General features: G+C 50.7%; 19 protein-coding genes and 1 pseudogene. 8 read left to right on the top strand and 12 right to left on the bottom strand.

What is annotated here, in order from left to right:
- Nucleotides 1-112: 112 nt before the first annotated feature.
- Nucleotides 113-1,063: a branched-chain amino acid ABC transporter permease gene (locus AC1S52_RS30395; protein WP_482032792.1), complete on the top strand. Its 951-nt coding sequence runs from the start codon at nucleotides 113-115 to the stop codon at nucleotides 1,061-1,063.
- Between the two features lie 137 nt (nucleotides 1,064-1,200).
- Nucleotides 1,201-3,111: an ABC transporter ATP-binding protein gene (locus tag AC1S52_RS30390; protein WP_482032791.1), complete on the top strand. Its 1,911-nt coding sequence runs from the start codon at nucleotides 1,201-1,203 to the stop codon at nucleotides 3,109-3,111.
- A gap of 158 nt (nucleotides 3,112-3,269) precedes the next feature.
- Here AC1S52_RS30390 and AC1S52_RS30385 read toward each other — a convergent pair.
- Both AC1S52_RS30385 and AC1S52_RS30380 read right to left on the bottom strand, forming a co-directional pair.
- Nucleotides 3,270-3,383 (bottom strand): annotated as a pseudogene (locus AC1S52_RS30385) (type II toxin-antitoxin system HigB family toxin); the annotation flags it as partial.
- 25 nt (nucleotides 3,384-3,408) lie between these two features.
- Nucleotides 3,409-3,726 carry a hypothetical protein gene (locus AC1S52_RS30380; protein ID WP_482032790.1) on the bottom strand — a complete coding sequence of 106 codons (318 nt, stop codon included), beginning with the start codon at nucleotides 3,724-3,726 and terminating at the stop codon, nucleotides 3,409-3,411.
- Nucleotides 3,727-4,115: 389 nt separating this feature from the next.
- Here AC1S52_RS30380 and AC1S52_RS30375 point away from each other — a divergent pair, with 389 nt between their 5' ends.
- From AC1S52_RS30375 to AC1S52_RS30365, 3 genes are all read left to right on the top strand, one after another.
- Nucleotides 4,116-5,765 carry a NupC/NupG family nucleoside CNT transporter gene (locus AC1S52_RS30375; protein ID WP_482032789.1) on the top strand — a complete coding sequence of 550 codons (1,650 nt, stop codon included), beginning with the start codon at nucleotides 4,116-4,118 and terminating at the stop codon, nucleotides 5,763-5,765.
- Between the two features lie 165 nt (nucleotides 5,766-5,930).
- On the top strand, nucleotides 5,931-7,589 hold the full coding sequence (locus AC1S52_RS30370; protein WP_482032788.1) for a DUF2079 domain-containing protein: 1,659 nt from the start codon (nucleotides 5,931-5,933) through the stop codon (nucleotides 7,587-7,589).
- A gap of 349 nt (nucleotides 7,590-7,938) precedes the next feature.
- Nucleotides 7,939-9,393 carry a NupC/NupG family nucleoside CNT transporter gene (locus AC1S52_RS30365; protein WP_482032787.1) on the top strand — a complete coding sequence of 485 codons (1,455 nt, stop codon included), beginning with the start codon at nucleotides 7,939-7,941 and terminating at the stop codon, nucleotides 9,391-9,393.
- 65 nt (nucleotides 9,394-9,458) lie between these two features.
- On the opposite strand, the gene AC1S52_RS30360 is transcribed toward AC1S52_RS30365, so the two are convergent.
- The 6 genes from AC1S52_RS30360 to AC1S52_RS30335 form a co-directional block, all read right to left on the bottom strand.
- A complete protein-coding gene (locus AC1S52_RS30360; protein WP_482032786.1) occupies nucleotides 9,459-10,151 on the bottom strand; it encodes a hypothetical protein in 693 nt (230 codons plus the stop codon).
- A 32-nt stretch (nucleotides 10,152-10,183) separates the two neighbouring features.
- Nucleotides 10,184-12,637, bottom strand: a complete 2,454-nt coding sequence (locus AC1S52_RS30355) for a tetratricopeptide repeat protein (RefSeq protein WP_482032785.1) — start codon at nucleotides 12,635-12,637, stop codon at nucleotides 10,184-10,186.
- Between the two features lie 175 nt (nucleotides 12,638-12,812).
- Complete coding sequence (locus AC1S52_RS30350) at nucleotides 12,813-13,490, bottom strand: DUF6391 domain-containing protein (protein ID WP_482032784.1); 678 nt, start codon at nucleotides 13,488-13,490, stop codon at nucleotides 12,813-12,815.
- A 157-nt stretch (nucleotides 13,491-13,647) separates the two neighbouring features.
- The gene (locus tag AC1S52_RS30345; RefSeq protein WP_482032783.1) at nucleotides 13,648-14,460 is read right to left on the bottom strand and encodes a hypothetical protein; all 813 of its coding nucleotides are present in this window, start codon (nucleotides 14,458-14,460) and stop codon (nucleotides 13,648-13,650) included.
- A 108-nt stretch (nucleotides 14,461-14,568) separates the two neighbouring features.
- Nucleotides 14,569-14,826, bottom strand: coding sequence for a hypothetical protein (locus AC1S52_RS30340; protein ID WP_482032782.1), 258 nt, complete (start codon nucleotides 14,824-14,826; stop codon nucleotides 14,569-14,571).
- A gap of 14 nt (nucleotides 14,827-14,840) precedes the next feature.
- Nucleotides 14,841-15,416 (bottom strand): hypothetical protein, encoded by a 576-nt coding sequence (locus AC1S52_RS30335; protein WP_482032781.1) that lies wholly within the window; start codon nucleotides 15,414-15,416, stop codon nucleotides 14,841-14,843.
- Nucleotides 15,417-16,364: 948 nt separating this feature from the next.
- Here AC1S52_RS30335 and AC1S52_RS30330 point away from each other — a divergent pair.
- The 3 genes from AC1S52_RS30330 (at nucleotide 16,365) to AC1S52_RS30320 (ending at nucleotide 20,060) form a co-directional block, all read left to right on the top strand.
- A complete protein-coding gene (locus AC1S52_RS30330; protein ID WP_482032780.1) occupies nucleotides 16,365-17,426 on the top strand; it encodes a cytochrome c oxidase subunit II in 1,062 nt (353 codons plus the stop codon).
- Nucleotides 17,427-17,600: 174 nt separating this feature from the next.
- Complete coding sequence (gene ctaD / locus AC1S52_RS30325; RefSeq protein ID WP_482032779.1) at nucleotides 17,601-19,268, top strand: cytochrome c oxidase subunit I; 1,668 nt, start codon at nucleotides 17,601-17,603, stop codon at nucleotides 19,266-19,268.
- A gap of 162 nt (nucleotides 19,269-19,430) precedes the next feature.
- Complete coding sequence (locus AC1S52_RS30320; protein ID WP_482032778.1) at nucleotides 19,431-20,060, top strand: cytochrome c oxidase subunit 3; 630 nt, start codon at nucleotides 19,431-19,433, stop codon at nucleotides 20,058-20,060.
- A gap of 126 nt (nucleotides 20,061-20,186) precedes the next feature.
- Here AC1S52_RS30320 and AC1S52_RS30315 read toward each other — a convergent pair whose 3' ends face one another.
- From AC1S52_RS30315 to AC1S52_RS30300, 4 genes are all read right to left on the bottom strand, one after another.
- Nucleotides 20,187-20,960, bottom strand: a complete 774-nt coding sequence (locus tag AC1S52_RS30315) for an ABC transporter permease (protein ID WP_482032777.1) — start codon at nucleotides 20,958-20,960, stop codon at nucleotides 20,187-20,189.
- 278 nt (nucleotides 20,961-21,238) lie between these two features.
- A complete protein-coding gene (gene uvrB / locus AC1S52_RS30310; protein ID WP_482032776.1) occupies nucleotides 21,239-23,302 on the bottom strand; it encodes an excinuclease ABC subunit UvrB in 2,064 nt (687 codons plus the stop codon).
- Nucleotides 23,303-23,506: 204 nt separating this feature from the next.
- The gene (locus AC1S52_RS30305; RefSeq protein WP_482032775.1) at nucleotides 23,507-23,971 is read right to left on the bottom strand and encodes a hypothetical protein; all 465 of its coding nucleotides are present in this window, start codon (nucleotides 23,969-23,971) and stop codon (nucleotides 23,507-23,509) included.
- Between the two features lie 236 nt (nucleotides 23,972-24,207).
- On the bottom strand, nucleotides 24,208-25,014 hold the full coding sequence (locus tag AC1S52_RS30300; protein WP_482032774.1) for a sensor histidine kinase: 807 nt from the start codon (nucleotides 25,012-25,014) through the stop codon (nucleotides 24,208-24,210).
- Nucleotides 25,015-25,190: the final 176 nt, after the last annotated feature.

Below are 25,190 nucleotides of genomic sequence, written 5' to 3'. Positions count from 1 at the left end.
TTAGATCCCCAGAATCGTGGAGACTCCGGGGATCTTGGCGGATATTACGAAAGGTTTTGTGCTTAAATCAGTTCCATCTATTCATATTTGCTACAAATCCTAACCTTAGCGGATGAATTTCACTCTTTTCTTACAGAACTTTCTCAATGGGCTTTCCATCGGCAGCATCTACGCAATCTTTGCCCTGGGTTATACACTGATCTTCTCCATTCTGGGAATTATCAACTTTGCACATGGAGCCGTATTTACCCTGGGAGCCTATTTTACCTATGCGCTGATGGGGGGGGCATTTGGGTTTAACGGCTTACTGGCAAATGCCCAATTACCATTCAGTTTGCCATTCTGGTTGGCAACGCTACTGAGTGCGGTGCTGGCAGGGCTAGTGGGAGTTGCGATCGAGCGGTTGGCGTTCCGTCCCCTCCGCCGAAAACGGGCAGATCCCTTGCTAACGGTTGTTTCTAGCCTGGGTGTGGCATTGGTGATTGTGAATGTCATTCAGTACCTGGTGGGTGCTGAAAACTATACTTTTCCAGCCAATACCTATGGCAATCTGCCGCCTGCCATTAACTTTGGTACCACGGACAATCCGATTCCCATTCGCACCGTTCAAATTGTGATTTTTCTAATTTCAGGGGTGATTCTAGGCATTCTGACTTATCTGATTAATGCCACTAAGTATGGCAAAGCCATGCGGGCAGTGGCAGAAGACCCGACGACAGCCAGCTTGTTGGGAATTAATACCGATCGCTTCATCGTCTTTACTTTCTTTGTGAGTAGTTTTCTGGCGGCATTGGCAGGCACTTTAGTGGGTTCCAGTGTCAGCATTGCGGGTCCCTACTTTGGGATTGGCTTTGGGCTGAAGGGATTGGCTGTGATTGTGTTGGGTGGCTTGGGTAGTATCCCCGGTGCAGTGGTGGGTGGGTTGTTGATTGGACTGGTGGAAGCTTTTGTTCCCGGAGAATACTCCGCCTATAAGGATGCGGTCGCCTTTGGGATTTTATTTATTGTGTTGTTGGTTAGACCCCAGGGATTGCTAGGGCGAACATTCATCCAAAAGGTTTAGGGAAGGAGGAAGGATGGAGAGCAAGGGGGAGGGGTAAAATCCTGCAAAAGTATAGATGCGATCGCGCTTCCATCCAGCAAATCGTGTTAACTCTGGGAGAAGGCTGTTAAGATCGCTAAAAATCTGTTCCTGCCCCCATGAGTGACACTGTTCTACACGTCAAAGACCTGGAAGTTCAATTTCTAACCGACGAAAAATTGCTTCGCGCTGTTGATGGGATTTCTTTTGAGATCAAACGCGGGCAGACTCTTGGAATTGTGGGAGAGTCAGGTTCAGGTAAATCAGTGACCGCTCTCTCAGTCATGAGGCTGGTACCTCCTCCCGGTCGCATCGCTAAAGGGGAATCCCTCTTTTGGGGGGCAGAAGGGGGGCAGCCTGTTGACCTGCTGAGATTACCCAACCGCCAGATGGAAGACTATCGAGGGGGCGAGATCTCCATGATCTTTCAGGAGCCGATGAGTTCCCTCAACCCGGTATATACGATTGGGTTTCAACTGGTAGAGGCAATTCAACTGCACAAGCGGTTAACCAAGGCAGAAGCCGAGCAATCCGCGATCGCCCGGCTCCAGGAAGTGCGCCTTCTTCCCGACGACAGCGAGATGCGGCAGCGGCTTGTGGATGAATTGCGTCAAACCGATGCGCCTTTACCCGGTGAGCGTGAAATTGACCGCCAGATTAACCGGCAGAAAATGGCGTTTCTCAACCGCTACCCCCACGAACTATCCGGGGGACAGATGCAGCGGGTGATGATTGCAATGGCGATCGCCTGTGACCCAGCATTACTGATTGCAGACGAACCGACTACTGCCCTGGATGTCACTGTCCAGGCAACCATTCTAAATTTGCTGCGGGATTTGCGCGATCGGCGGGGCATGTCCATCATGTTCATTACCCATGACCTGGGCATCATTGCTGAAATTGCCGACTATGTTGCCGTCATGTACCAGGGCAAAATCGTCGAAACCGGTCCGGTCTGGGAGATCTTTTCGAATCCCCAACATCCCTACACGAAGGGGTTACTCACCTGCCGCCCGCAGCCCCAACGCCGCCTGCGCCGCTTGCCTACCGTTTCAGACTTTATGCAGGTCAGCACCAGTCCGACTGGAGAGCTAGTGATTGAAAAACGGGACACTGACGTAGAGCAGGCATTAAAACTGGCAGAAGAAGTCAGCGATTCAGATCTGGAGCAGCGATTGTCCTCGCTTCAAAAGAAGGAGCCACTGCTATCTGTCCGCAACCTCCAGGTTGCCTTTCCGATTCGGGGGGTGTTTGGTCAAACTCGACGCTATCTGATGGCAGTGAATGGGATCACCTTTGATGTCCACCCAGGGGAAACCCTGGGACTGGTGGGAGAGTCAGGCTGCGGTAAATCGACCCTGGCACGGGCAATTCTGCAACTGATTAAACCCAGTGGGGGTCAGGTCATTTTTGATGGAGATGAGGTCACGACCCTACCCCATAACCAATTGCGACTGCTGCGACGAGAGATGCAAATTATCTTCCAGAATCCTTTTGGGGCGCTCGATCCCCGGATGTCGGTTGGGGCAGCGATCATGGAACCCATGCGGATTCACCAAAAGCCTGCCAATCGCCGGGAGCAGCGGGATCGAGCCGTGTACTTGTTAGAACGGGTGGGGTTGGGTGCAGATGCCTTGAACCGTTACCCTCACGAGTTTTCTGGTGGTCAGCGCCAGCGGATCTGTATTGCCCGATCGCTGGCATTGAACCCCAAATTTATTATTTGTGATGAGTCAGTTTCAGCCCTTGATGTATCGGTTCAGGCGCAGGTGCTTAACCTGCTGAAAGAGCTACAGGGCGAGTTTAATCTGACCTACATCTTCATTTCCCATGACCTGAGTGTAGTCAAGTTCATGAGCGATCGCATTATGGTGATGAACCGGGGCGAGATTGAAGAGATCGGTCCCTCAGAACGGGTTTATCGCCAACCCCAAAGGGCATATACCCAGCAACTCATTTCTGCGATTCCGGTAGGTAGCTTAGACCGAATCCGTGAACGCCAGGCACAGCGAGGGATTTCAGTCAGTTAGGCTGTACTTTTATTGCGTCAATATTTTACAAGGCGAGCAGCTTTTTCCTGAAACTCTATTTGGAAATTCTGATAAAAGATCGCTGGATGTTTTCCTGTTAAAAGCAAAGGTCATTTTTCCAGTTGCCTTTGTCGTATTCAGCGTGAGTCAGGAAGTACTTATAATAAACCACTTGAGTTTTGTAGTTTAATGTCTACGGTCAAGCGGTAATGATGACCTTTGATATTGAAGATTGTAAAATTGCCAACTCCTTCAGCCGATGGATACATCTGTTGGACATCATGTCAACAGCGCAGTCTATTGGTCATCAAAGGGGTTGAACCAGCCTCTTAAGGGCGGAGGTACTTCCCGCTCCTCGTTTACCAGTTCGGAAGGGGGGCGATCGCTACTCCATGCCCACCAGGCACTCCCACACTGGCACTGATAAAACTCTTGCCACTTGCGGCGATGGTCTTCCGTAAATACAGGCGATCGGCGATTAATCCAGACCCGCTGCGCCGCTTTAGTAGACTCACGGCAGGTTGGACAACAAAATCCATTCGCGTGGATAGCTGAAACAGTCCAAGCCGGTGGAGTCAGGTCAAAAGCTTCCATGCGTTCATCGGTAAGGGTCAATTCCCCTATTATCAATGCTTTATCAGTATTTCAACCAGATGGAATTAGCCTTTCACAGACAGTTATACAGACGGTAATACAGCGGTTCTCATGCTGATGTGGTACAAGCTAGTGGTTTGTTATGAGTCATTAGTCATTAGTCCTTTGTGGGCGACCAATGACCAAAAACGACCAAAATGTGCCTCACAAAGCTGAGAATTGCTATTAGCCCTTAACGACTGCCTCCCCCTCTTCCTCCTGTCAATTATGAAAACTTAACAGCCATTGTGTTGCTGTAAATGCCCTGATGTCGCGTACTCTGTATATTGTCTTGATTGTGACAATCCTTATCTGAAGGCGTTCTACCCGAAAATTGCTGAAGCCTGGTTCCTGCCGAGGATATTTAATCCATGACTTATCTCAACGCTATTTCCTTCTTCGGTATTTTTGGTCTATGCCTGATCGCTTGGCTAGGTTCAGAAGACCGGCGGGTCATTCCCTGGCGGGTGATTATAGGGGGGATTGGGTTACAGCTAGTGCTGGGCTTCTTTGTCTTTCGGTTTGAAGCGACTAGAGAGATTTTAAGAATATTCAGTCAACTGCTAGACGGCATTTTCACCGCTGCCGATGCGGGTGCCCGCTTCGTATTTGGTCCCAATATTGTCCCCCTGCCAGGACAAGATCCGTTCGTTGTGCGTCCTTTGCCGCCCGGTGCCGAAACCTGCCCTCCTCCTCAAATCCCCTTTATTCCAGGCTACTGCACCACCGATAAGCTGAACTATGCTCTGGCTTTTCGGGCTTTGCCTGCGGTCATCTTTTTCTCTGGGTTGATGGGGTTGCTGTATAACCTGGGCGTGATTCAGGCAATTACAGGGGTGTTTGCCAAGATGTTTTACAAATCGATGCGCCTGAGTGGGGCAGAGTCGTTGAGTGGAGCCGCCAATATTTTTGTTGGGATTGAGGCGGCGATCGCGGTCAAACCCTACATCGCCAAAATGACCCGCAGTGAAATTGCAGCGATTCTGTCATGCTGTTTTGGAACGGCTGCTTCCTCCACCCTGGCAATTTATGTCAGTTATCTCAGACCCGTCTTTCCTAATATTCTGGGTCACCTGGTTTCTGCCTCGATCATGGCGATTCCCGCCTGCTTTGTGCTGTCCAAAATTCTAGTGCCAGAAACGGGGGTACCAGAAACGATGGGCGGCATTCCCGAAGAGAAAAAGAAGATTCGGGGCACTGACTTGGAGGCAGTGGAAGAAGCCGAACGGCGAGATAATATTGCCGACAACATTGACGATCGCTACCCCAACCCCAAACAAACCGTCGAAGCGGAGCCGGTGGAGGAGGCACCCACGGAAACCGTGGGTGGGGAGCCAATTGAACGAGTTAGTCCGATGGATGCGGCAATTCTGGGCGCACTGGACGGTGTGAAGATGGCGGTCGCGATCGCCGCTGTGCTGATCCTGATTGTGGGTTTTGTTTCGCTAATTAACCAGGGATTTGCGGGGTTGGCAGGGCTACCTGCCCCGATTGGCCCTTTTTTCAAAGTGGTGACTCTGCAAAATATTCTGGGATTCCTGTTTGTGCCGGTCACTTTTCTGACAGGAGTTTCCCTGGATCCTAACGAACTGTGGAGATCGTCGGTGATTATTGGACGGCGACTGTTTGAAACGGCGATTCCCCCTTATCAGGAATTGGGACGGGCAGCGGCAGCCGGAGAGCTGAGCGATCGCGCCATTTTGATTATTAGTTATGCCCTCTCTGGCTTTGCCCACATTGCCTCGGTTGGCATCTTTGTCGGGGGCACGATTGCGCTGGCTCCTTCCCGCCGCAAAGATATTTCTCAACTGGGTTGGAAAGCGTTGTTCATCGGCACCCTGGCAACGATTATGATTGCCTGCGTCGCCGGTTTTTATGACAATGGCAGCCCCAGCATTTTAGGAGAGAAACCGCCGCCAACCCCTGTAGTCAGTCCTTCTCCTTCGCCCACAGCCGTTCCTGCCAGTCCCAGCCCTATCGTTTCACCCACTGCTCCTATTGCCTCTCCGTCACCGGAGTAGGGTAACCAGATGATGGCTTTACGGGCTGCGGTGGTTAAGGTATTGTCTTTAATTGTTTCTTCAACCTCTGGGATGGAAACCTGGAGCATTATTCCTTGATTGGGATAAGCACCAGCTCACGACTTCCTGGGATTTCATCAACTGACTAGAGAGCTTTTCTGCTGCATGGTTCAGCCCAAATTGCCAGTTTTCAAGCAGTTTCCTCTGCGCAACCCCTCGACGGAGACGCGGCTGGCGATTCTTGTGGCGGCACTGTTTTTTGCGATCGCCCTTGCATTCGGCTTAAACCGCTATTTCACCTTTTTTGCTTCTTACGACCAGGGTATTTTTAACCAGGTCTTTTGGAATAATCTGCATGGGCGCTTCTTTCAGAGTTCGCTGTCATCCGTCCTTTCTACGAACGTCGTCCATGACGGTCAGGTGCCAGAGGTTTATTACCACCGATTGGGACAGCATTTTACTCCGGCGTTGCTGCTGTGGCTGCCTATTTATGCTCTGGCTCCCAATGCAGCCACATTGGTTTTGCTTCAGGTCAGCTTGATTACGGCTGGGGGCATCGTTCTCTATGCCCTGGCGAGACATTACCTGCAACCTGCCCTGTCCTTGATGATCATGGTGGGTTACTACGGGGCAAATGCGGTCCTGGGTCCACTTTTTTCCAACTTTCATGACCTTTCCCAGATTCCCCTGTTTATCTTTACGCTCTTGCTGGCGATGGAGAAGCGGGTCTGGTGGCTGGTCTGGCTGATGGCAGCCCTGACCCTGATCGTTCGGGAAGATACGGGGATTGTGTTATTTGGGGTGGGGGTTTACATGGTCGTGAGCCGCCGCTTTCCCAGGGCGGGACTGGCGATGTGCATTCTGGCATTTAGCTATGTGGTACTTGCCACCAATGTTTTGATGGCAGCCTTTTCAGAAGATGTTTCCCGTCGGTTTATGATGGAGCGCTTCGGTCATTTTGCCGATGGAGATAGCGCCTCGACCCTGGAAACCCTGTGGGCAATTTTGAGCAATCCGGTGCGGTTAATTGGGCAAATTCTCAGCAAACCGCAGGTGAAGATCTTCTACTTACTGGTGCAGGCGTTGCCCCTGGCATTTATTCCGTTTTTGTCACCCTATGCCTGGGCGATCGCGGGCTTTCCCTTGTTCCAACTCCTGGTGCAGCAGGGCGAGTCTCCCCTTGCGATTCATATTCGTTACGCCCTCACCCTTGTACCGGGCTTGTTCTACGGTAGTATCCTCTGGTGGTCAGAGCATACCCACCGCTTCAAGCCAGGATTTCGTCGGTTCTGGATCGGTTGTATTGTGGTATCGCTGCTAATCATGATTCCTTACAACCCGCACCAGGTCTTTTACTTTGCCATCCCTACCTCCTTCAAACCCTGGATTTACGTCTCCTTGCCACGTCAGTGGGAACATGCCAGCCACATTCGCAATTTGGTCAACCAGATCCCCACAGAAGCCAGTGTTTCAGCCACAACCTACGTGGTACCGCACCTTTCCAGCCGTCGAGAACTTCTGCGGCTACCCTTTTTGCAAGTCCGCAATGACCAGAAACAGGTAGTCGATGTCGATTATCTGATTGCCGATCTGTGGCAACTAGAGCGTTACCGGGTTGCCTTTCCCTTAGAACGTACCCACTTTGTCCAGATTGTGCCCCTGGTTGATTCCCTGTTAGCCCAAAATCAGTACGGAATTGTGGGGCTAGAGGACAAGGTAATTCTGATGCAAAAGGGCATTTCCACCTCAGCAGAAACTTTGTCAGCCTGGAAAACTCTCCGTCAGGAATACGAACCACTACTGAAAGAAGTGAAGGGTAAATAGTTGAGAGCAAATAGTTGAGGTAAATATTTGACAGTTAGAAGTTGATACCAAATTCAATGGGATGATGCATAAAATTAACCCTACCGCCTATGACACCTTCCCTAGTAAAGGTAGGTTAAGAACTGTGTGACTGACGAATCTTCTGAAATCCAAGATTCTTGCGTAAACAACTCGTTGCCAGGTTCTACCTGGCAATGCTCCAAGTGGCTCCGCCACTGCTAATTAGGCGGCGGAGCCTCCTTCCTCCCATTTCAATGCAGAGCATTGAAACGAGATATATCAGCCAACCTGGGTTGGGAGGGGGCGAAATTCTCAACTTTAAACTTACAACTCTCAACTTGCTTCCCCCATGCCCTGGTTAAATTTACTCTCCCTGATTGGAATCTTTGCCTTTTGTGGAATTGCCTGGTTAGGGTCTGAAAACCGACGGGTCATTCCCTGGAAGGCGATTTTCTGGGGAATTGGAATCCAATTGTTGCTAGGGTTTCTGGTGTTTCTGGTTCCGTTTACGCGGGATGCGATCGTGGCATTGAATGAAGGGGCAAACGCAGTGCTGGATGCCACCGAACAGGGAGCCAGGTTTGTGTTTGGCTCCGTTCTGGTTCCGGATCGCACGGTTGTCCCAGGTCCACTCCTGGCAGGACGCTGGATTGCGCGGGCAATTACGCCGCCCTATGTGCCCGTACCAGGAGACTACCTCAGTGCCGACAACATCAGTCTGGGTTACATTCTGGCGTTCCGGGCGCTGCCAAGTGTGATCTTTTTCTCGGCACTGATGGCGCTATGCTACGCTTTGGGCTTAATCCAACCCATGGTCAACCTGTTTGCCCATCTCTTCCGCCGCACTATGAACCTGAGTGGAGCAGAGTCGCTCAGTGGTGCCGCCAATATTTTTGTTGGGATTGAGGCAACCCTGGTGGTGCGCCCCTACCTGGCAGAAATGACTCGGAGTGAACTTTGTGCCATTCTCACCTCCTGCTTTGGCAGCATTGCTTCCACGGTTCTGGCAGCCTATGCAGGTTTCCTGCGTCCGGTGTTTCCTAACATCACCGGGCACCTGGTTTCCGCCTCGATCATGGCAATTCCAGCTTGCTTTGTGATCTCCAAAATTCTGGTGCCCGAAACCGAAGTGCCCAAAACCCTGGGCATGATCGTTGAAGAAACCGATGAGCCAACAAGCGACGAAGTCAATGCTTCAGCAAGAGAAGGAACCGTCTGGCTCAGTCCGATGGAGAGCCTGGTCGTTGGTGCCATGGATGGAGCAAAACTGGCGATCGCGATCGCCGCCCTACTGATTGCTGTTCTAGGTTTGGTTGCGATTGTTAACCTGTTTTTTGCCAATCTGGCTTCCCTCGCCCTCAGCCAAAATCCTCTGCTTCAAGGAATCGGTCGCCTATTCCAGGTGATTACCTTACAAAACATCGTTGGTGTGCTATTCATGCCACTGACGTTTTTGACCGGCGTTTCCTTCAATCCCCAGGAAATCTGGCAGGCATCTCGGCTGATTGGACAGCGGCTTCTGGAAACAGAAATTCCTTCCTACCTGCAACTGGCAGCTTTGTCAAAACAGGGATTGATTGGCAATCGTGCCCTCCTGGTCGTCAGCTACGCCCTCTGTGGTTTTGCCCACCTGGCATCCGTTGGCATCTTCGTCGGGGGCTTAGTCGGACTCGTCCCCTCCCGCCGCAAAGACATCACTGAACTCGGCTGGAAAGCGCTCTGGGGAGCAACTCTGGCAACCCTGATGATTGGCGCAGTCGCAGGACTGTTTGACTTTGGCAATCCGACGATTATTGGCAATTGAAAGAGCAGCAGAGGAGGGATGGAGAAGCTGTTAAAAGAATGGACTGGACCCAATCGACCCTTAGCTCACAGAGCTTGCAGACTACCAGCCAGGGCTGAAACCGCGCCAGGGACCTGGTCGGTGGCGGCTTGAGTGGAGGTGATCAGGAGAAGCAAAATGTTTTTGGGCGCTGGGCGTACCAGAATCACACCACCTACGGGCTGAGAATTGCCACCGATGGTCAGGGTGCCTGTCCAGTTGATGACTGCGCCGCCACCCGCTTCGGCTGAAGCCGGTCCAGGTTGAAACCCTTCCCCGCGCTGAAAGACCGTAGCAGCAACTTTTGCCAAACTTTCGCTGTTTAAGCCTGGACCCAAGCCAATCGGGTTTCCAGGCGGTTGAGATTGAGCCACCACAGAATATGCCAGGTTGCCATCGGGGGATTCGATCAACACTGAACCGGCTAAGGGGCTAACTTTGTAACCTTTTAAGATCCCTACCCTGAACCGACCAGTGGAATCCCGATAGTCCCCTTCGAGGGGCAGGGGAGGCGCAGTAGAAGCCGGGGGAGGAGTGGGAGCAGAAGGGAGCGGGAGAACAGGAACGGAGGGGAGCAGGGAGGGCGGCGGTGACGATGGTGAGGGTGGGGGGGAAGATTGGGCGAGGGTGGTGGAGAAAGGAAGGGACGCCGTCAAAGATAGGAGGGGTTGTCCGGCGATCGCGACCAGAATCGCTACGGCGACTCCGAGGATAATGAGCCAGCGCTGTTTGGGGGGCATGGGTAGAACCAATCAGAAGTGAGTAGCCATCATTACGCAGGCGGCAGTGGGGTGCTATTGGGGGCGTTTTGTTGAAGGGTCGTTGCTCTTCTCTCCGCTTCTTCCGCCAAATTAAAGGCATTTTGTTCCCGATAGAACTTTGCCGCGTTCTGAAAGTCGCTAATGGCATTGGTTATATCATTCTGCCGCTCATGCACCAAGCCCCGGTTAAAGTAAGCATCGGCATAATTATTCCTTAGTACCAACGCCTGGTTATAATCAGCCAGGGCTGCCTGGATATTGTCTTGAGAAAAGTAAACATTGCCCCGATTATTGTAAATACCTGCCTGCAAAGGAGCATCGGGGTTCATTTCTAACGCCTGGTTATACTCTTGAATGGCTTCTGCGCGATCGCCCTGCATAAACCGGGCATTTGCCAGATTAATTTGAGCTTCAGCCAGTTTGGAGTCTAGGACAATGGCAGAGTTGGCATCGTTTAATGCCTGATTATAGTTCTGCAAATTGAAGTAGGAATAGCTCCGGTTACTGTAAGCTCGTGCCAACAGTTGACATTGGGATGTCTGAGTATTGGTATTGGGTTGACAGATGTCAGCCAGAACCCGAACTGCCTGGTCGTAGTACCTGACGGCACCGTTGTAGTCGCCAATTCCATGCGCCGTCACACCCAGATTGATATCTGTTGCTGCCTGCTGAAGCGGAGTCTGTTCGTTTGGGTTATCCGCCGCCGGAGGGGAGGAAGTTCGGTTGAAGGGATTGACCATATTCCTGGACGACAAAACCGCTGCCCCCACTCCAATCAGGATTGCCAGCAGAATTGCCGGAAAAATTAATACGCCAAAGGTCCAGCGAGATTGGTTAGGGGGCCTGCTCATAGGCGCAGGTGCGGATGGGGGATCGGCTGCATCTAAAGACTGAACCCTCGTCGCGGGTCCTGGGTCAGCCGCTCCTGGAGGGATTGGGGAGGGACTGGGGGAGACAAGGGGAGGGGGTAAGGAGCTGGCAGTCTCTACTGGCGGGACGGTTCCTGAAGGCGTGTAAGAGGCGGGCACTGGCTGAGGAGATGGCCTTTCATTCACCTGTGGACGGGATTGCATAGATGCCCAATCAGGAAAAGATGCAGATGGCGCGGTGGCGGGTGGCTGACCGGGGTAGGGTTCAGCCGGGGGTCTGGTCATTGATGCGGGATCTGACTGGGGATCGGGGGGTGTTCCCCGGCGATGCAGCCGTGTGGCAAGCTCAGATTCAATCATTTGGACATCGTTGTCTCTGAGTTGGAGTGCCGTTTGCAGATGATTCAACAGGCGGCGATCGCCCTCCAACAGAGGGTACTGGCGTTGCATCACTGTCAGTAATACCTGCTCATATTTCACGAGATTGCGTTGGTACTGCTCTCGCTCTTGCTGCTGTTGCATAATCTCAGGTACAGCCTCAATTGGAGCGGTATTGTCATCCGTCAAGCCAAACGCCTGACGATACCGCTTTAAATCGTCATTGTTCTGGTGATTAGGTCCCACGTTTCCTAGTTTAATCGCTGAAAATTTTTCCTGGTAAGCCTGTTGCCTTTGCCGGTAATCCCGTAAAGGTTGAAGGCTGGCAGCTTCAAGCTCTGCCGCCTCCTGGGCAGACAACCCAAAGCGATGTTTGATCTCATCAAGCAAGCTACGATCTTCCAACAAAATAGTCGCTGTTGCATTGGTTTGGCATCGTCGTTCAACCAGATCATCCAGCACCTTGCGGTAGACCACCCGCCTATCCTGCACTGGCACACTCAACAACGGCAGGCTTGCCGATTCTCGGCTACCGTAAATTTGGGGACTCATGGCAGGAGCGGCGATCGCCAATTTGCGTCGAGCATACTCATGTATATCGTCTGCTGACACAACCCCATTACTGTCTGTATCTGCCACCGAGGTTTCAATGCCCTCTACCAAATAGCGTGTGTAGCTCCAGGCATCGAAGTCACTGGTTTCCACCGCATGATGGGTAAAGATGGAAGCTGCCAGAATCACTCGCCCGTTGCCATCAAGCTGGGCAGAGAGGTCAATTGGGTTATCATCATCCGCTGTGTTGCCAAAGCCTTGCTGGAACTGGCAATCCAGAATCATCACCTGATGCTTTGCCGGACTACTGTTCATCACATCCCGCACAAAGCTGGCTGAAATTGCCCTGGACTTGATCAACCTGCCCTGGTTATCAGCCGCCGTTTCCGGCGTTGCGAAATAGAGTTTTCCGTCTCCATCCTGAATCCCATAACCAGTAAATAAAAACAAAATTTGGTCATCAGGAGCACGGTCTTTAAAGAAAGTTTCAATTGCCTCCTGCATCTCTTGCAGGGATGCATTGCAGAAACATTCCACCGATTCAAACCCAAACTGCGGCTGTCTTAGAACGCGCCTCATGACCTCCACGTCTTTCTGCGCCCTCAGCAGCGGGTTCAAACCTGGTGGATACCTGCTCACTCCTATCAGCAGCGCCACCGTGGACATTGATAATTTTTTTACACCTCTGGCACCACTTTATATACCATTCAACAGAATCTATGTAAGGATAATCCCTAATAGAAAAAGTGGCTTAAAAAAGAAGCGATCGCCCATCCATACGGGGCGATCGCTTCTTTTGTTAAAAAGACTAAAGGATGGATTTTATGCCGCACTATACCCGTTATTCAACCCAGCGGACTTGAACAAAGTGTGCTGATCGTCCCAAAGCATCATGGACTAATTGGACACTGTCAACCGCCAGGTTAAACGGAATTGCCGTTGTCACATACCGTTGAGCCAGGCTACCCAGGTCAGGCGCAAGTTGAGCGGCAGTGGTGGCAGCAAGCCCCAGTCCAAGAATTTGACCAATTGGTTCACGCGGTAGCAGCATAGATGCCCCAACGGCAAATCCAGCAGTTAATAGCATACCCACAGATAGGTTAGTCCCACAGCGAGGATGGACTGCCAAATCCCACTCTCCCGATGTGATTCGCTGAAGGGCAGTGTGTACGGCTCGTTTTAATTCTTCAGAATTCACCTGCCCATAGAGATAAAATCCCCGGTCAGTAGACATGCCTCCAAGCAAGTCCCCATCTGCTGAACTATCTGGCGAGTAAGGATTGACATTTTTGTTGGGAGGCGATTTTTTGCTCAAAATCCAGACCGTGGCATGTTCTAGAGCATGAACCTGTCGCACCATCAAAAGTTCCCTCAGCCCTGGGACAAAACTGAGCTGGTGCAACAGATCAGCATCCTGAGTCCGGAGCGGGTCCTGCTGTTGGGTGGGCGAAAAGAAAAAGTCAATCAGGTCAGTTTGCCAGAAGCCTGGGGCAGATTGCCCGGAGGTCGAGTGGGTCATACTGAATCAAGTCCGAGTGCCTAAGTTCGTAGAATTAAGTCCGCAAAAAACTGAGTTTCTATCATGAAAAAAACTCAACCCAGCGGTAGAAATATCTATCCACTCTATCCCGTGCGATGGCAACTCCAGGTCAGTCTTTGCAAATTGTTGCCTATCGCTACGCTGAAGCAGATCGCCCACTCGCTTGTTGAGGCTGTGCGCCCCCTTCACCAACAGCCCGCAGCACCTCAACGCCATTTTCTTCCAGCACTACAATTGGGTCAGACCCCCTATTCATTTCGATGCGCTTCACCAGCACCTGCCCGTCAGACAACCGCTGACCTACTCTGACATAACGGCTGGTTGCCTCATTGGGAGCTTTGACAATGGCTTGAGCTCTACCACCCACATAAACAACACCGGAAACCTCCACGGCATTCGCCAGGTTAGCACTAGGCGGTGGGGGAACGGGTTTAACAGGAACAGTGGTAGGAACTGTCGCTGGATTAGCCGCAGTTCTGCCAGGTGGAAAAGGGCTACTGGGACGGGGTGGAACGGATACGATTGTAATGGGTGGTAATCCTGGCTGAGGGGCACCCGGTAAGGCAGGAACTCGCTGTCCAGGAAGGGTCTGCTGAGGCGATGTAGCAGACCCTTGAGGACCTGTCGGTTTTATCAACACGGGAGGCAGACTGGCAAAGGGATCTTTTTTCGTCTGCTGGGCATTAATGCGTGCCTGCACTTGCTTCGCTCGTTCGTCGGAATTGGTTGGTTGAATCAGTCCGGGCACAGCCTGAGTCGTTCCAGGCTTCTGAGCCACCAGTGGTTGAGCAAAGGGCTGACCTGCCGTTGCACCCGGTGAAGGGGATGCCTCTGGAGCAGATGCCTCTGGAGCGGGAGATGGGGTAGTCTCTACAACTTCTTCAGATGCACAACCACCTACCGCAATCGCGATCGCGCCGACAACGACGAGTAACAGACGTGGACGCATACCCAATCTCCACAAAGTAGTAAATCTACTCCAAGATAGCTCTAATTTATAAAAATGATGTCAATAACTTTCATAACGATTACACCACTCGAAACACTTCAATCCGGGCTAATTTTCTTCTACGACGCTTTCTTCATCAATTGCTTCCTGGATAAATAAGCGTGCCAGACGGTTGTAAGTGCCTGCGCCAATATATTGCGGATATTTATACTCCCTGCTATAGAGCCAGATCAGTTCGTCACACAGGTAAATGCGAATGTCTTGCGTCAGGTTTTTGCATTGGGGCATCAGGGACTTGGCAGTGTTGAGGGCATCCGTCCAGCGCTCAAATTCTTGGGAGAAATTAGTTGTAATGACTTTGAACATAAACTTGACAATGCTCAATCGGGAAAGGCAACGCCGGTGGCGGGATCTCGAATATAAAGTCCCAGGGTGAGCGATCGCAGCACTGTATCCCACACTGGTGTTAGCTCAGGGGCATCATCAGCCCAATAGTCGAACGTAATCAGGCATTGAATCCCCGATCCCAACCCAATGCAGATGCGGGAGTATGCCTCCCGCTGCTCCTCGGAGTCGATGAACTTAAATTCTGTCCAGACAATACGGGCAGTCTGGCGTTTGACGGTGACAATTTCCCCTTTTTCCAGAATGTCCCGCTTGTCTCTTTCTACCACGTCTTTCAGTAGTTTAGGCAGGGGAAACATGCTCCAATCAGCGGCAGGCAATCGGTTGTAGGAGACTTCTAACCGACAGTTATCATTGGGTGGTTTGCGATCGACAAACCGAAAGGACTTGGTGTCCGGTTCAAAAAACCAATCTCCGGGCACCTCAAATCGCACGGCTCCCCGGTCAGCGACAAACACTTTATTGCCGGGACTAGCCTGCCAGCGGTGGTTGGGTTGCAGGTCTAGGACTTCCTTAATCCACTTGTGGGAGCCTTTATTGTGCTTTGCCATGACCGTGTGCCTTTCCCTTAATTATTTTTAGTGTTCTGTCCCATTAAATTTGACAGGTAGCGAATACCCAGGAAGTTTATGATGGTTAAATTTTGAGGGTCTGTGACCCGTCAAAATTTTCCTGGGGGATTAGTAGTGGTTTGTCAACTTTGTGTTTGTGAGTTTGGGATAGGAAAGAGATTATTATTTGGGGGTTTTCGACCCAGAACATAATTTCTGACAGATCACAAGTTTTGTCGTCTGCCTCAATCCATGCCAAGATTCTGGCTCTACGTTAAAATTTCAATGTCAATCGATAATCGGCTAAATCCCATTAAACCTCACTAACTTAAAACCTGTGGTTTCCCTGGGAGAAATCTCCCCTTCTTACAGCGATTTTCATTTGGTTAAGCCACACGATTCCCCACTCCCCACTCCCTATTCCCTGTTCTTGCTGTGGTCTACGCATCTGAAAACTGCTGTAACTTGCAATGTTTATAAGCTGGCGCACATTTCTTTCACAGTTTTGATCCCCAGGTAGCCGACACTACAACGGTTTCAACTGTTAACTGTTTCGATTTAGAAAGTCAAGGCTGATTTTCAAAGGATAACAAACTGACACTGCGCCCAATTCTTCATCTTTTGTGTTAAGAGGCGTGAGGCAGATCGGAGAGGAGCCTACTTATTAAGCTCGCTTGTTTCGAGCTAGCTCTCAGGAATGTCCTAAAGTCAAGCGATTTAGGAGTTGATCAGTCTTTAAAGAAGACAAAGAATACTTCCAGCGAAAAGGGCATGTGATTTACTGAGGGCATATTCCTGGTATCTTGTGCCAGTTGAACTCTACACCGAACTCAACGTTATGAATTTGCCACATCATCTCAGTTTTTAGTCAAGATTTAATTGTCGAGGGTTTTATTTCTCCATTGCGATCGCTGTTTTTGTTATTTTCATCGCTGCTACAGGTAACTTATGTCACAAGTTCCAGCTTCATTACTGACCCTGATCGCTGGCATTGTCATTACGCTTCTGAGCGTCTGGATAGGGTTAAATCATGGACTGTTGCCAGAACAGGTATCAGAGCAAGCACCCCTGGTTGATAACCTGTTCAGTATTATGCTTGCGATTGCTTTTGCTTTTTTCCTGGTAATCCAGGGAGCCATTCTGATCTTTGCGATCAAATATCGTCGTCCGCCAGGAGATGACACGGATGGGGTTTATTTGGAAGGAAATTTCCCGCTGGAAATTGTCTGGACAGCGATCCCAGCCTTGATCGTCATTGCTTTGGGAATCTATAGTGTGGATGTCTACCAGCGGATGGGAGGGTTTGCCCCATCGACGGGAATGATGATGGCGCACAGCCATCCCGCCGCCCATGTTGCCCATAAGCCTGCCCATCAACCGGGAAGTGCGATCGCGGCTCCGCTCATTGCCGATGCTGCCGTGGCTTCGCCTGACTTATCCACACCTGACTCATCTACAGGCATTCCCAAACCTGAAGAGGCATATAAGCTGCCGGTCTATGGCTTTGGTGCGCCCCCGGAGGCGAAGGATAAAGCCGATGTCACCGTCAACGTCCTGGGATTGCAGTACGCCTGGCTCTTTACTTACCCGGATGATGGAGTGACCACCGGGGAGCTTCATGTTCCAGTAGGCAAAAGTGTGCAGCTTAACATTACGGCTCAGGATGTCATCCATTCCTTCTGGTTACCCCAATTCCGGCTTAAGCAGGATGCTCTACCAGGGGAAAAATCCCAGCTAAACTTTGTCGCCACTAAGACTGGAACCTACCCGGTTGTTTGCGCTGAACTGTGTGGTTCCTATCATGGCAGTATGAGAACCCAGATTATTGTTCATAACCCGGAAGAGTATCAAGCGTGGCTGCAAGAAAACAAAGTGGCTCAGGCGGATCCCTTGAACCAGGCAATTGCGACAAATCCTGCCGAAATGTCAGCTTCCGAGTTTATGGCTCCTTACACCGAGGAGATGGGCATTAATGCTGAAGCTTTAAACCAGCTTCATCCCAAGCATTAAGCGACGAACGATTGGTTTTTACTTGTTAGCTCGTTGTTAAAAAATAATCGTTGCTTTGCAACAGTCCCCAGCTAATAACCAATCACTAAACAGCCCACAACTGACAACCCTTTCTAAACTGGCAGTCCTCAATACCCAAGCATCTTGCAATTCCCCCAACATTAATAACGGTTTATGACTCAAGCACAAATCCCTGTCGAAGAAGCTCCGGTTTTTGAACCCAGTGAGCCCAAGAAAGCGTGGAAATGGTATGAGTACTTTACCTTCAACGTTGACCACAAGGTCATTGGGATTCAATACCTGGTCACGGCTTTCATCTTTTACCTGATTGGGGGATTGATGGCGGTTGCTATGCGAACAGAATTGGCAACGGCTCAATCTGACTTTATTGACCCCAGTCTTTACAACGCATTTATGACCAACCACGGCACGATCATGATTTTCCTATGGATCGTGCCCAGTGCCATTGGTGGATTTGGTAACTTTCTGGTGCCTCTGATGGTGGGTGCCAGGGATATGGCGTTTCCCAAGCTGAATGCGATCGCCTTCTGGCTTAACCCGCCCGCAGGCGCACTATTACTGGGCAGCTTCATCTTTGGTGGTGCCCAGGCGGGCTGGACTTCCTACCCTCCCTTGAGTGAAATTACCGCTCCCACTGCTCAGAGCATGTGGATTCTGAGCATTTTGCTGGTGGGAACGTCCTCCATTTTGGGATCGGTCAACTTTATTATCACCACGCTCAAGATGAAGGTTCCCAGCATGAAGTGGGATCAACTGCCCTTATTTTGCTGGGCTATTTTAGCAACCTCTCTGCTGGCGTTGGTGTCTACTCCTGTGCTGGCGGCTGGTTTAGCGCTGCTGCTGTTTGATATTAACTTCGGCACGTCCTTCTTTAAGCCAGATGCCAATGGAAACGTGGTGCTTTATCAACATCTGTTCTGGTTTTACTCTCACCCGGCAGTGTATCTGATGATCCTGCCCATTTTTGGGATTATGTCTGAGGTGATTCCGGTTCATTCCCGCAAATCAATTTTTGGCTATAAGGCGATCGCCTACTCCAGTCTGGCAATCTGTCTGGTGGGTTTGTTTGTCTGGGTTCACCACATGTTTACCAGCGGTACCCCTCCCTGGATGCGGCTATTCTTCACCATCTCTACCCTGATTGTTGCCGTTCCTACCGGCATTAAGATCTTTAGCTGGGTAGCAACCCTCTGGGGCGGCAAAATCCGCTATACCAGTGCCATGTTGTTTGCCCTGGGTTTACTATCCATGTTTGTGATTGGTGGTTTGAGCGGTGTCACCCTGGGTGTTGTTCCGTTTGATGTCCACGTCCACGACACTTACTACATCGTGGCTCACTTCCACTACGTTCTGTTTGGTGGCTCAGTGTTTGGCATCTACTCTGGAATTTACCACTGGTTCCCCAAAATGACCGGGCGGATGATGAATGAAACCCTGGGCAAAATTCACTTTGGGCTGACCTTTATTGGTACCCACCTCACCTTCCTGCCCATGCACCAACTGGGTTTACAGGGAATGCCACGCCGGGTTGCTATGTATGACCCTACATTTGAACCGCTTAACCAGCTCTGCACCTTTGGAGCTTACGTGCTGGCGATTTCGGTCATTCCCTTTACCGTCAATGCCATTTGGAGTTGGATTGCGGGCGAAAAGGCAGGCGATAACCCCTGGCAGGCAATGACTCTGGAGTGGACCACCGAGTCACCCCCTATCATTGAAAACTGGGAAGTTCTGCCTGTTGTCACCCACGGACCCTATGACTATGGTTTAAACGGACGTAGCCCCATGTCTGAGGAAAGACCCGCTGCTCCAGTCAGCTAAACAAGGATAAAGGATGAAGGATGAAGGATGAGGTATGAAGGATAAAAAAGAAAATTGATTCTTATCCTTTCGCCAACTTCCTTTCTCTATCCTTTAGCCCTGCTTCATCCTTTCTCCTATTCTTCCCCCTTCATCCTTATATCCTTCTACAAGAGCCATGCCATGCAAGGATCAACCGTTGAAACTCCCGATTCCCTCACGCCCCCAGTCGAAACGATTACCGTGGGTGGGCATCACGAAGAACATGCCGATCTACGGGTCTGGGGGTTATTGACCTTTTTGATTTCGGAATCCCTGATGTTTGGGGGCTTCTTTGCCGCCTACCTGTTCTTACGGGGACTTGCCTATGAGTGGCCTCCCGAAGGGACTGAGGTGGAACTACTAGTACCTGCAATCAACACAATCATCCTGGTATCCAGCAGTTTTGTGATTCACCTGGGCGATACTGCAATCAAAAAGAATGACGTTAAAGGCTTGCGCAAGTGGTATCTCGTCACCGCGCTGATGGGGGCTGTGTTCCTGGCGGGTCAGGTGTATGAGTACTCGACGCTGGGCTATGGGCTGACAACCAATGTCTTCTCGAATTGTTTTTACCTGATGACCGGGTTCCACGGACTACACGTATTCATTGGACTGGTGTTGATTTTGGGTGTGTTGTGGCGATCGCGCCGCCCCAATCACTACAATGCCACCAAGCATACTGGCGTGGAGATGGCAGAAATTTACTGGCACTTTGTAGACATTATCTGGATTGTATTGTTTACACTGCTGTACATTCTGACGATGTTCTAAAAGGCAGAAAGCTGTACGGCTCCGCCGTTCTCGAAGGGTAGGATGAAAGCTGTGGTTAAGAGTTGAAAGTAACCAGTGATCTAACAACTAAAAACCAACAACTAAAAACCTTTCTGCCTTCCGCTTCTAATATCCGCCCAACTTGCCCCGGTGTTTGGCAACCTGCTCTGCTTTGCGGAAGAAAAACAATCCCAAAGTAAGGTAGGTTGCTCCATTGATCAGGGCGATCGCAAGTCCCGTCCAGCTAAGGGCTTCTCCCCTTGCCATCAGGTTTCGCAAAAGTTCAGCACCTGGTGTCATGGGTAGCACCAATCCCAGTAGTTGAAACGGTCCTGTCCAGCTTTCGACGGGCACCATTAGCATCAGTACCAGACCAAATGGTAAAAAGCCAAGTAACTGCTGCACCCGCTTCAGCAGCAGCGCCAGGGAGCCGACTGCCAGCGCCAACCCATAGGCACCCAACAGCACGGTTAATAAAGGTAAAACCAGGGTGGGCGGAAAGGACAATTGGGTACCCGTCAGCACTATGATGATCACCAGGATGACTATGTTCTGGACAAGCTGAATCGCCAGGTTTGCGATCGCCCGCATCATAAACACCTGCCGTGCTCCGTAGGGAGTCAAAAAAATCTGCTCCAGGGTACCAGTAAATGCCTCCTGCTGAAGCCCACCAGCAATACTACTGACAATAAAGACCACCAGCGACCAGAGGACATACCCCACCACAATGGAGTCCAGGCGATCGCCAAACGTGGGCAATGGACCCGCCACATATTTTGTCGTCAAAAATATGCCATAGAAGGCGATCGTGATCCCAACGATCCCTGCCACCATCTCGGTCGTATAGCGTCGTAGCAAAATCCACTCACGTTTGAGTTCTGCCAGGAAGAGTTTGAGCATCAGGCGTGGGGAAAAAGGAGTTATTTAAGGGCTTTTGAGCCGAATCTGGGGAGGGAGAAAGCGGCAGAGAGATTGGTCTCAAACCCAATTGCTTGCGGCAATTGATTCACTAAGGAATGAGAATTAAATAAGTTCGGAATTGGGTAGGGGCGGATTTTGCCGTCAAATCCATCGCGTCAGGCAAATTGGACTGCTAAACCCGCCCGTACAGTTTGCGGGGTTATTAAATCCAGGATTCTAAGTCCTTAACCTATCACCATTGCCTATCCCTAACTCCTTCAATTTCGGTGCCCCAGCAACTTGTCCCGCAAATGCTTGATTTTATCCCGGAACTCAGCCGCCTTCTCAAACTCAAGTTTCTTTGCGGCTTCCTTCATCTGTGCTTCTAATTGAGTGATCAATTCAGGAATGTTTTCCAGGGGCAGGTCTGCGGATTGATCGTAAGCCACATCTAGCTCCTGAGCATTGAGCCGCCGGGAGACTTCCAGAAATGAAAGAATCGAGTTGCTCGATTTTTTAATAATTGACTGGGGTGTGATGCCATGCTTTTCATTGTATGCCTGCTGAATGGCACGCCGCCGATTGGTTTCGCTGATCGCTCGATCCATACTATCGGTCAGGTTATCCGCATAGAGGACTGCCTGCCCCTGAATATGACGGGCTGCCCGTCCAATCGTCTGAATCAGCGATCGCTCTGCCCGCAGATACCCCTCCTTGTCCGCATCCAGAATTGCCACCAGCGACACTTCCGGCAAATCCAACCCTTCCCGCAGCAGGTTAACTCCAATCAGGACATCGAAGATACCATCCCGCAAATCTTGCAGAATCTCAATTCGCTCGATCGAGTTAATTTCTGAATGCAAGTAGCGCACTCGGACAGCCCGTTCTTGAAAATACTCGGTTAAGTCTTCTGCCATGCGTTTGGTCAGAGTAGTGACCAATACCCGTTCTTTCCGCTGCACCCTCTCCTGAATTTCGCCATAGAGGTCATCAACCTGCCCCTGAGTCGGACGGACAAAAATTTCGGGATCCAGAACACCCGTTGGGCGAATCACCTGTTCTATCACTCGCCCGGTACCGGGAATATAGCGCTTAATTTGTTTCTTATCGTCTCCTTCCACATTAAATTTGCCGCCGGAAACTTCCAACTCCCAGTTACCGGGGGTGGCTGACACAAAGACACACTGGTTCATCTTTTGCCAGAACTCTTCTGCCTTCAGGGGGCGGTTATCAGCAGCACTGGGTAGTCGGAAACCATGTTCAATCAGGGTCATTTTGCGGGAGCGATCGCCGTTATACATGCCCTGCAACTGCGGCAGGGTGACATGGGATTCATCAATGACCAACAACCAATCCTTCGGAAAGTAATCGAGCAAACATTCGGGGGGTGCCCCAGGCGCACGTCCTGCCAGGTGGCGGGAATAGTTTTCCACACCATTGCAGAAGCCAACTTCCCGCAACACCTCCAGATCGTAACGGGTACGTTGCTCCAGGCGTTGTGCCTCTAACAGCTTGCCATTTTTTTCCAGTTCTTCCAGTCGTTCCTTGAGTTCGGCTTCAATCGCCTCGCAGGCTTCGACTAAACGCTCTTCTGGGGTAACAAAGTGGCGAGCTGGATACACATTGATAGCTTCCAAACTTTGCAATGTTCCACCCGTAACGGGATCAACATAGCGAATGGCATCAATCTCATCGCCAAAAAATTCCACCCGGATAATTCGATCTTCGTAAGCAGGTCCAATTTCAAGTACATCCCCTTTGACCCGGAACCGTCCTCGCCCCAGATCCAGGTCATTGCGGCTGTATTGCACCGAAACCAGATCCCGGATGATTTGACGGGGGTTAATCTCAGCCCCCACTCGCAAGGGAATGGAGGCTTTCAAATATTCAGAGGGGATCCCTAAACCATAGATGCAACTAATCGATGCTACGACTATTACATCCCGTCGTTCAAACAGCGATCGCGTGGCTGAGTGCCGCAGCATATCAATCTCATCATTAATGGATGCCGTTTTCTCAATATAGGTATCGGTAACCGGAATGTATGCCTCTGGCTGGTAATAGTCGTAATAGCTTATGAAGTATTCAACGGCGTTGTTGGGGAAAAACTCGCGCAGCTCGTTACACAACTGTGCCGCCAGGGTTTTATTGTGCGCCAGCAACAGAGTCGGTCTGCCCAACTGTTCAATCACACGGGCAATGGTATGGGTTTTCCCGGTTCCGGTTGCGCCAAGCAATGTTTGATAGGGGTGCTCGGCGTGAATCGATTGGGTCAGTTCAGCGATCGCCCTGGGCTGGTCTCCAGTCGGTTCAAAGGGAGCTTGAATTTGAAATTTGGGCATAGGAGTTGGAGAGTTCTGGGGATGAACCACATACTCCTACAGTGTAGCGGTCGGAAAGGGGAGGGATGGGGTGGGAGGAGGGAAGAGTTTTGAGTTGAAAGTTTTGAAGCTTATCGACAATGGGTAATGGGTTGTTAGTGCTAGATTGCCCTTCTCAAAGACTAAAAACCAACAGCTATATTACCTGACACCTGACACCTCTAACTAACGGGATTCAATTAGACGAATCTGATTAGCCGCAGGTTGATCAAACGGAGCGATGATTGGGTGGGGGGAGAGTTCTGGGAATCCTTCCACTAAAAGGTTAGACCTGGTTCGTAATTCCACAAAGTCTTCCCTGGAACCGGGTGGCAGTTTGACATCCAAGGATGCTGGTGCATCACTACCGCCTCGCCACAAACCGAATGGAGATCGGTAGTATTCGGGAAAGATTGTGCCGCCCAAATCTCTGGCACTGCCGGGGTTATTGGGCAGATTTGAGGCGAGTTCCGGTGGAGCTTGATTGGGGAGTGGCGTTTGCCTGAGAGGTTCCGCGATCGCCCACGAGGGTACAAGGACTGAGACTGCGATCACCAGAGTTGTGAGAAATGCTCCACGCGAACCTACTCTTCCGTTGGAAACTTGCCGCAGTAACCGAGGCAGCAAATTTTGTAATGAACAGTAATACATAAGCCTGATCCCCCTTAGCGTGAATAGACAGGCTAGAGATCAACGAAAAAACTATCAGGCTTGAACTTTGAAGGATGCAGGGCAGACTAGCCGGCCTTGCCCACCTGTAGAGTCTGCATCAGGGACGGTAATTCAGCCTGCTAATATTTCCACCTTCAGAGTAACCCCAGTCTCATCCAGCGAAGCATTTGTCGGGCAAAACTTAAATTTTGATTCAACAGGTTTGTTTCAAACCCTTACCGATTTGCCCCCTGGGCGGTTGGCAGGGTGAAATAAAAGCGGCTTCCCTCACCATGAACTGAATCAAAGTCCATGTGACCACCCTGGTTTTCAACCAGCAACTTACACAAAGAAAGCCCCAGTCCAGTGCCCTGGATATGGTGGCGATCGCGATGTCTGACTCGGTAAAACTGCTCAAACAGGTGGGGACGGTCTGCTTCAGGAATGCCCAGACCATAATCCCTTACCCAAACCTCTACCCATCCTGACGACAACAAATCTGCCCCCACCTCAACCGGGCTACCTTCCGGTGAGTACTTAATCGCATTCGACAGGAGATTGACCAGAACTTGAGAAACCTGCCAGTGATCACCCCACACCAGGGGCAAATCAGGATTCAAGTCATTGGCGATCGGGTAGGGGCGGAATGAATCAACCACTTCCTCAACCAGACTGAGCAGGCTAAAGTCAGATGTATTGGTTTCCAGTGCCCCCGTTTCAAGACTCCGGATAGCCGTCAGATCTGCCAACAAGTCCTGCAATCGGCGTACCTGCTGCTTCACCACACCCAAAAACTCGTGCCGATGAACTGTATCGAGTGCGGGTTCAGCCAAAAGATCAACCGATCCGCTTAAAGATGTCAACGGGGTTGCCAACTGGTGAGTGAGTAAATGCATAAACTGAGTCTGACTGGCAATCTGCTCCTTCAGTGTCTGGTTCTCTACCAACGCCTGGATCAATTCAGGGTCGTTGTGGTCAACACTATCCGGCTCCAGTGAACCCGACCGGGGAAACAGCGACTCATTGTTAAAAGCAGAAGACATGAGACAGCCTTGAACACGGTAAGTACTTGAACATAGCCAGTAGCCGCTAACCTACTACAGCAAAACGAAAGTTTTGTAAGGGGTGAAGGGGTGGAACCCCTTCTTAGGGCGAAGCCCCCAAACCCCCCATGTTGCAAAATTTAGTGTTTGCAACACTAGTAAAGCGATTGAAAAAA

It is taken from the genome of Kovacikia sp. CALU 1929 (assembly GCF_056784235.1).
Note: the sequence above shows the minus strand (reverse complement) of the source record. Positions and strands in the feature narration are given on the sequence as shown.

Coding starts and splice junctions, on each gene's coding strand:
- AC1S52_RS30395 (WP_482032792.1), top strand. CDS start 113: ATGAATTTCACTCTTTTCTTACAGAACTTTCTCAATGGGCTTTCCATC.
- AC1S52_RS30390 (WP_482032791.1), top strand. CDS start 1,201: ATGAGTGACACTGTTCTACACGTCAAAGACCTGGAAGTTCAATTTCTA.
- AC1S52_RS30375 (WP_482032789.1), top strand. CDS start 4,116: ATGACTTATCTCAACGCTATTTCCTTCTTCGGTATTTTTGGTCTATGC.
- AC1S52_RS30370 (WP_482032788.1), top strand. CDS start 5,931: ATGGTTCAGCCCAAATTGCCAGTTTTCAAGCAGTTTCCTCTGCGCAAC.
- AC1S52_RS30365 (WP_482032787.1), top strand. CDS start 7,939: ATGCCCTGGTTAAATTTACTCTCCCTGATTGGAATCTTTGCCTTTTGT.
- AC1S52_RS30360 (WP_482032786.1), bottom strand. CDS start 10,151: ATGCCCCCCAAACAGCGCTGGCTCATTATCCTCGGAGTCGCCGTAGCG.
- AC1S52_RS30355 (WP_482032785.1), bottom strand. CDS start 12,637: ATGTCCACGGTGGCGCTGCTGATAGGAGTGAGCAGGTATCCACCAGGT.
- AC1S52_RS30350 (WP_482032784.1), bottom strand. CDS start 13,490: ATGACCCACTCGACCTCCGGGCAATCTGCCCCAGGCTTCTGGCAAACT.
- AC1S52_RS30345 (WP_482032783.1), bottom strand. CDS start 14,460: ATGCGTCCACGTCTGTTACTCGTCGTTGTCGGCGCGATCGCGATTGCG.
- AC1S52_RS30340 (WP_482032782.1), bottom strand. CDS start 14,826: ATGTTCAAAGTCATTACAACTAATTTCTCCCAAGAATTTGAGCGCTGG.
- AC1S52_RS30335 (WP_482032781.1), bottom strand. CDS start 15,416: ATGGCAAAGCACAATAAAGGCTCCCACAAGTGGATTAAGGAAGTCCTA.
- AC1S52_RS30330 (WP_482032780.1), top strand. CDS start 16,365: ATGTCACAAGTTCCAGCTTCATTACTGACCCTGATCGCTGGCATTGTC.
- ctaD (WP_482032779.1), top strand. CDS start 17,601: ATGACTCAAGCACAAATCCCTGTCGAAGAAGCTCCGGTTTTTGAACCC.
- AC1S52_RS30320 (WP_482032778.1), top strand. CDS start 19,431: ATGCAAGGATCAACCGTTGAAACTCCCGATTCCCTCACGCCCCCAGTC.
- AC1S52_RS30315 (WP_482032777.1), bottom strand. CDS start 20,960: ATGCTCAAACTCTTCCTGGCAGAACTCAAACGTGAGTGGATTTTGCTA.
- uvrB (WP_482032776.1), bottom strand. CDS start 23,302: ATGCCCAAATTTCAAATTCAAGCTCCCTTTGAACCGACTGGAGACCAG.
- AC1S52_RS30305 (WP_482032775.1), bottom strand. CDS start 23,971: ATGTATTACTGTTCATTACAAAATTTGCTGCCTCGGTTACTGCGGCAA.
- AC1S52_RS30300 (WP_482032774.1), bottom strand. CDS start 25,014: ATGTCTTCTGCTTTTAACAATGAGTCGCTGTTTCCCCGGTCGGGTTCA.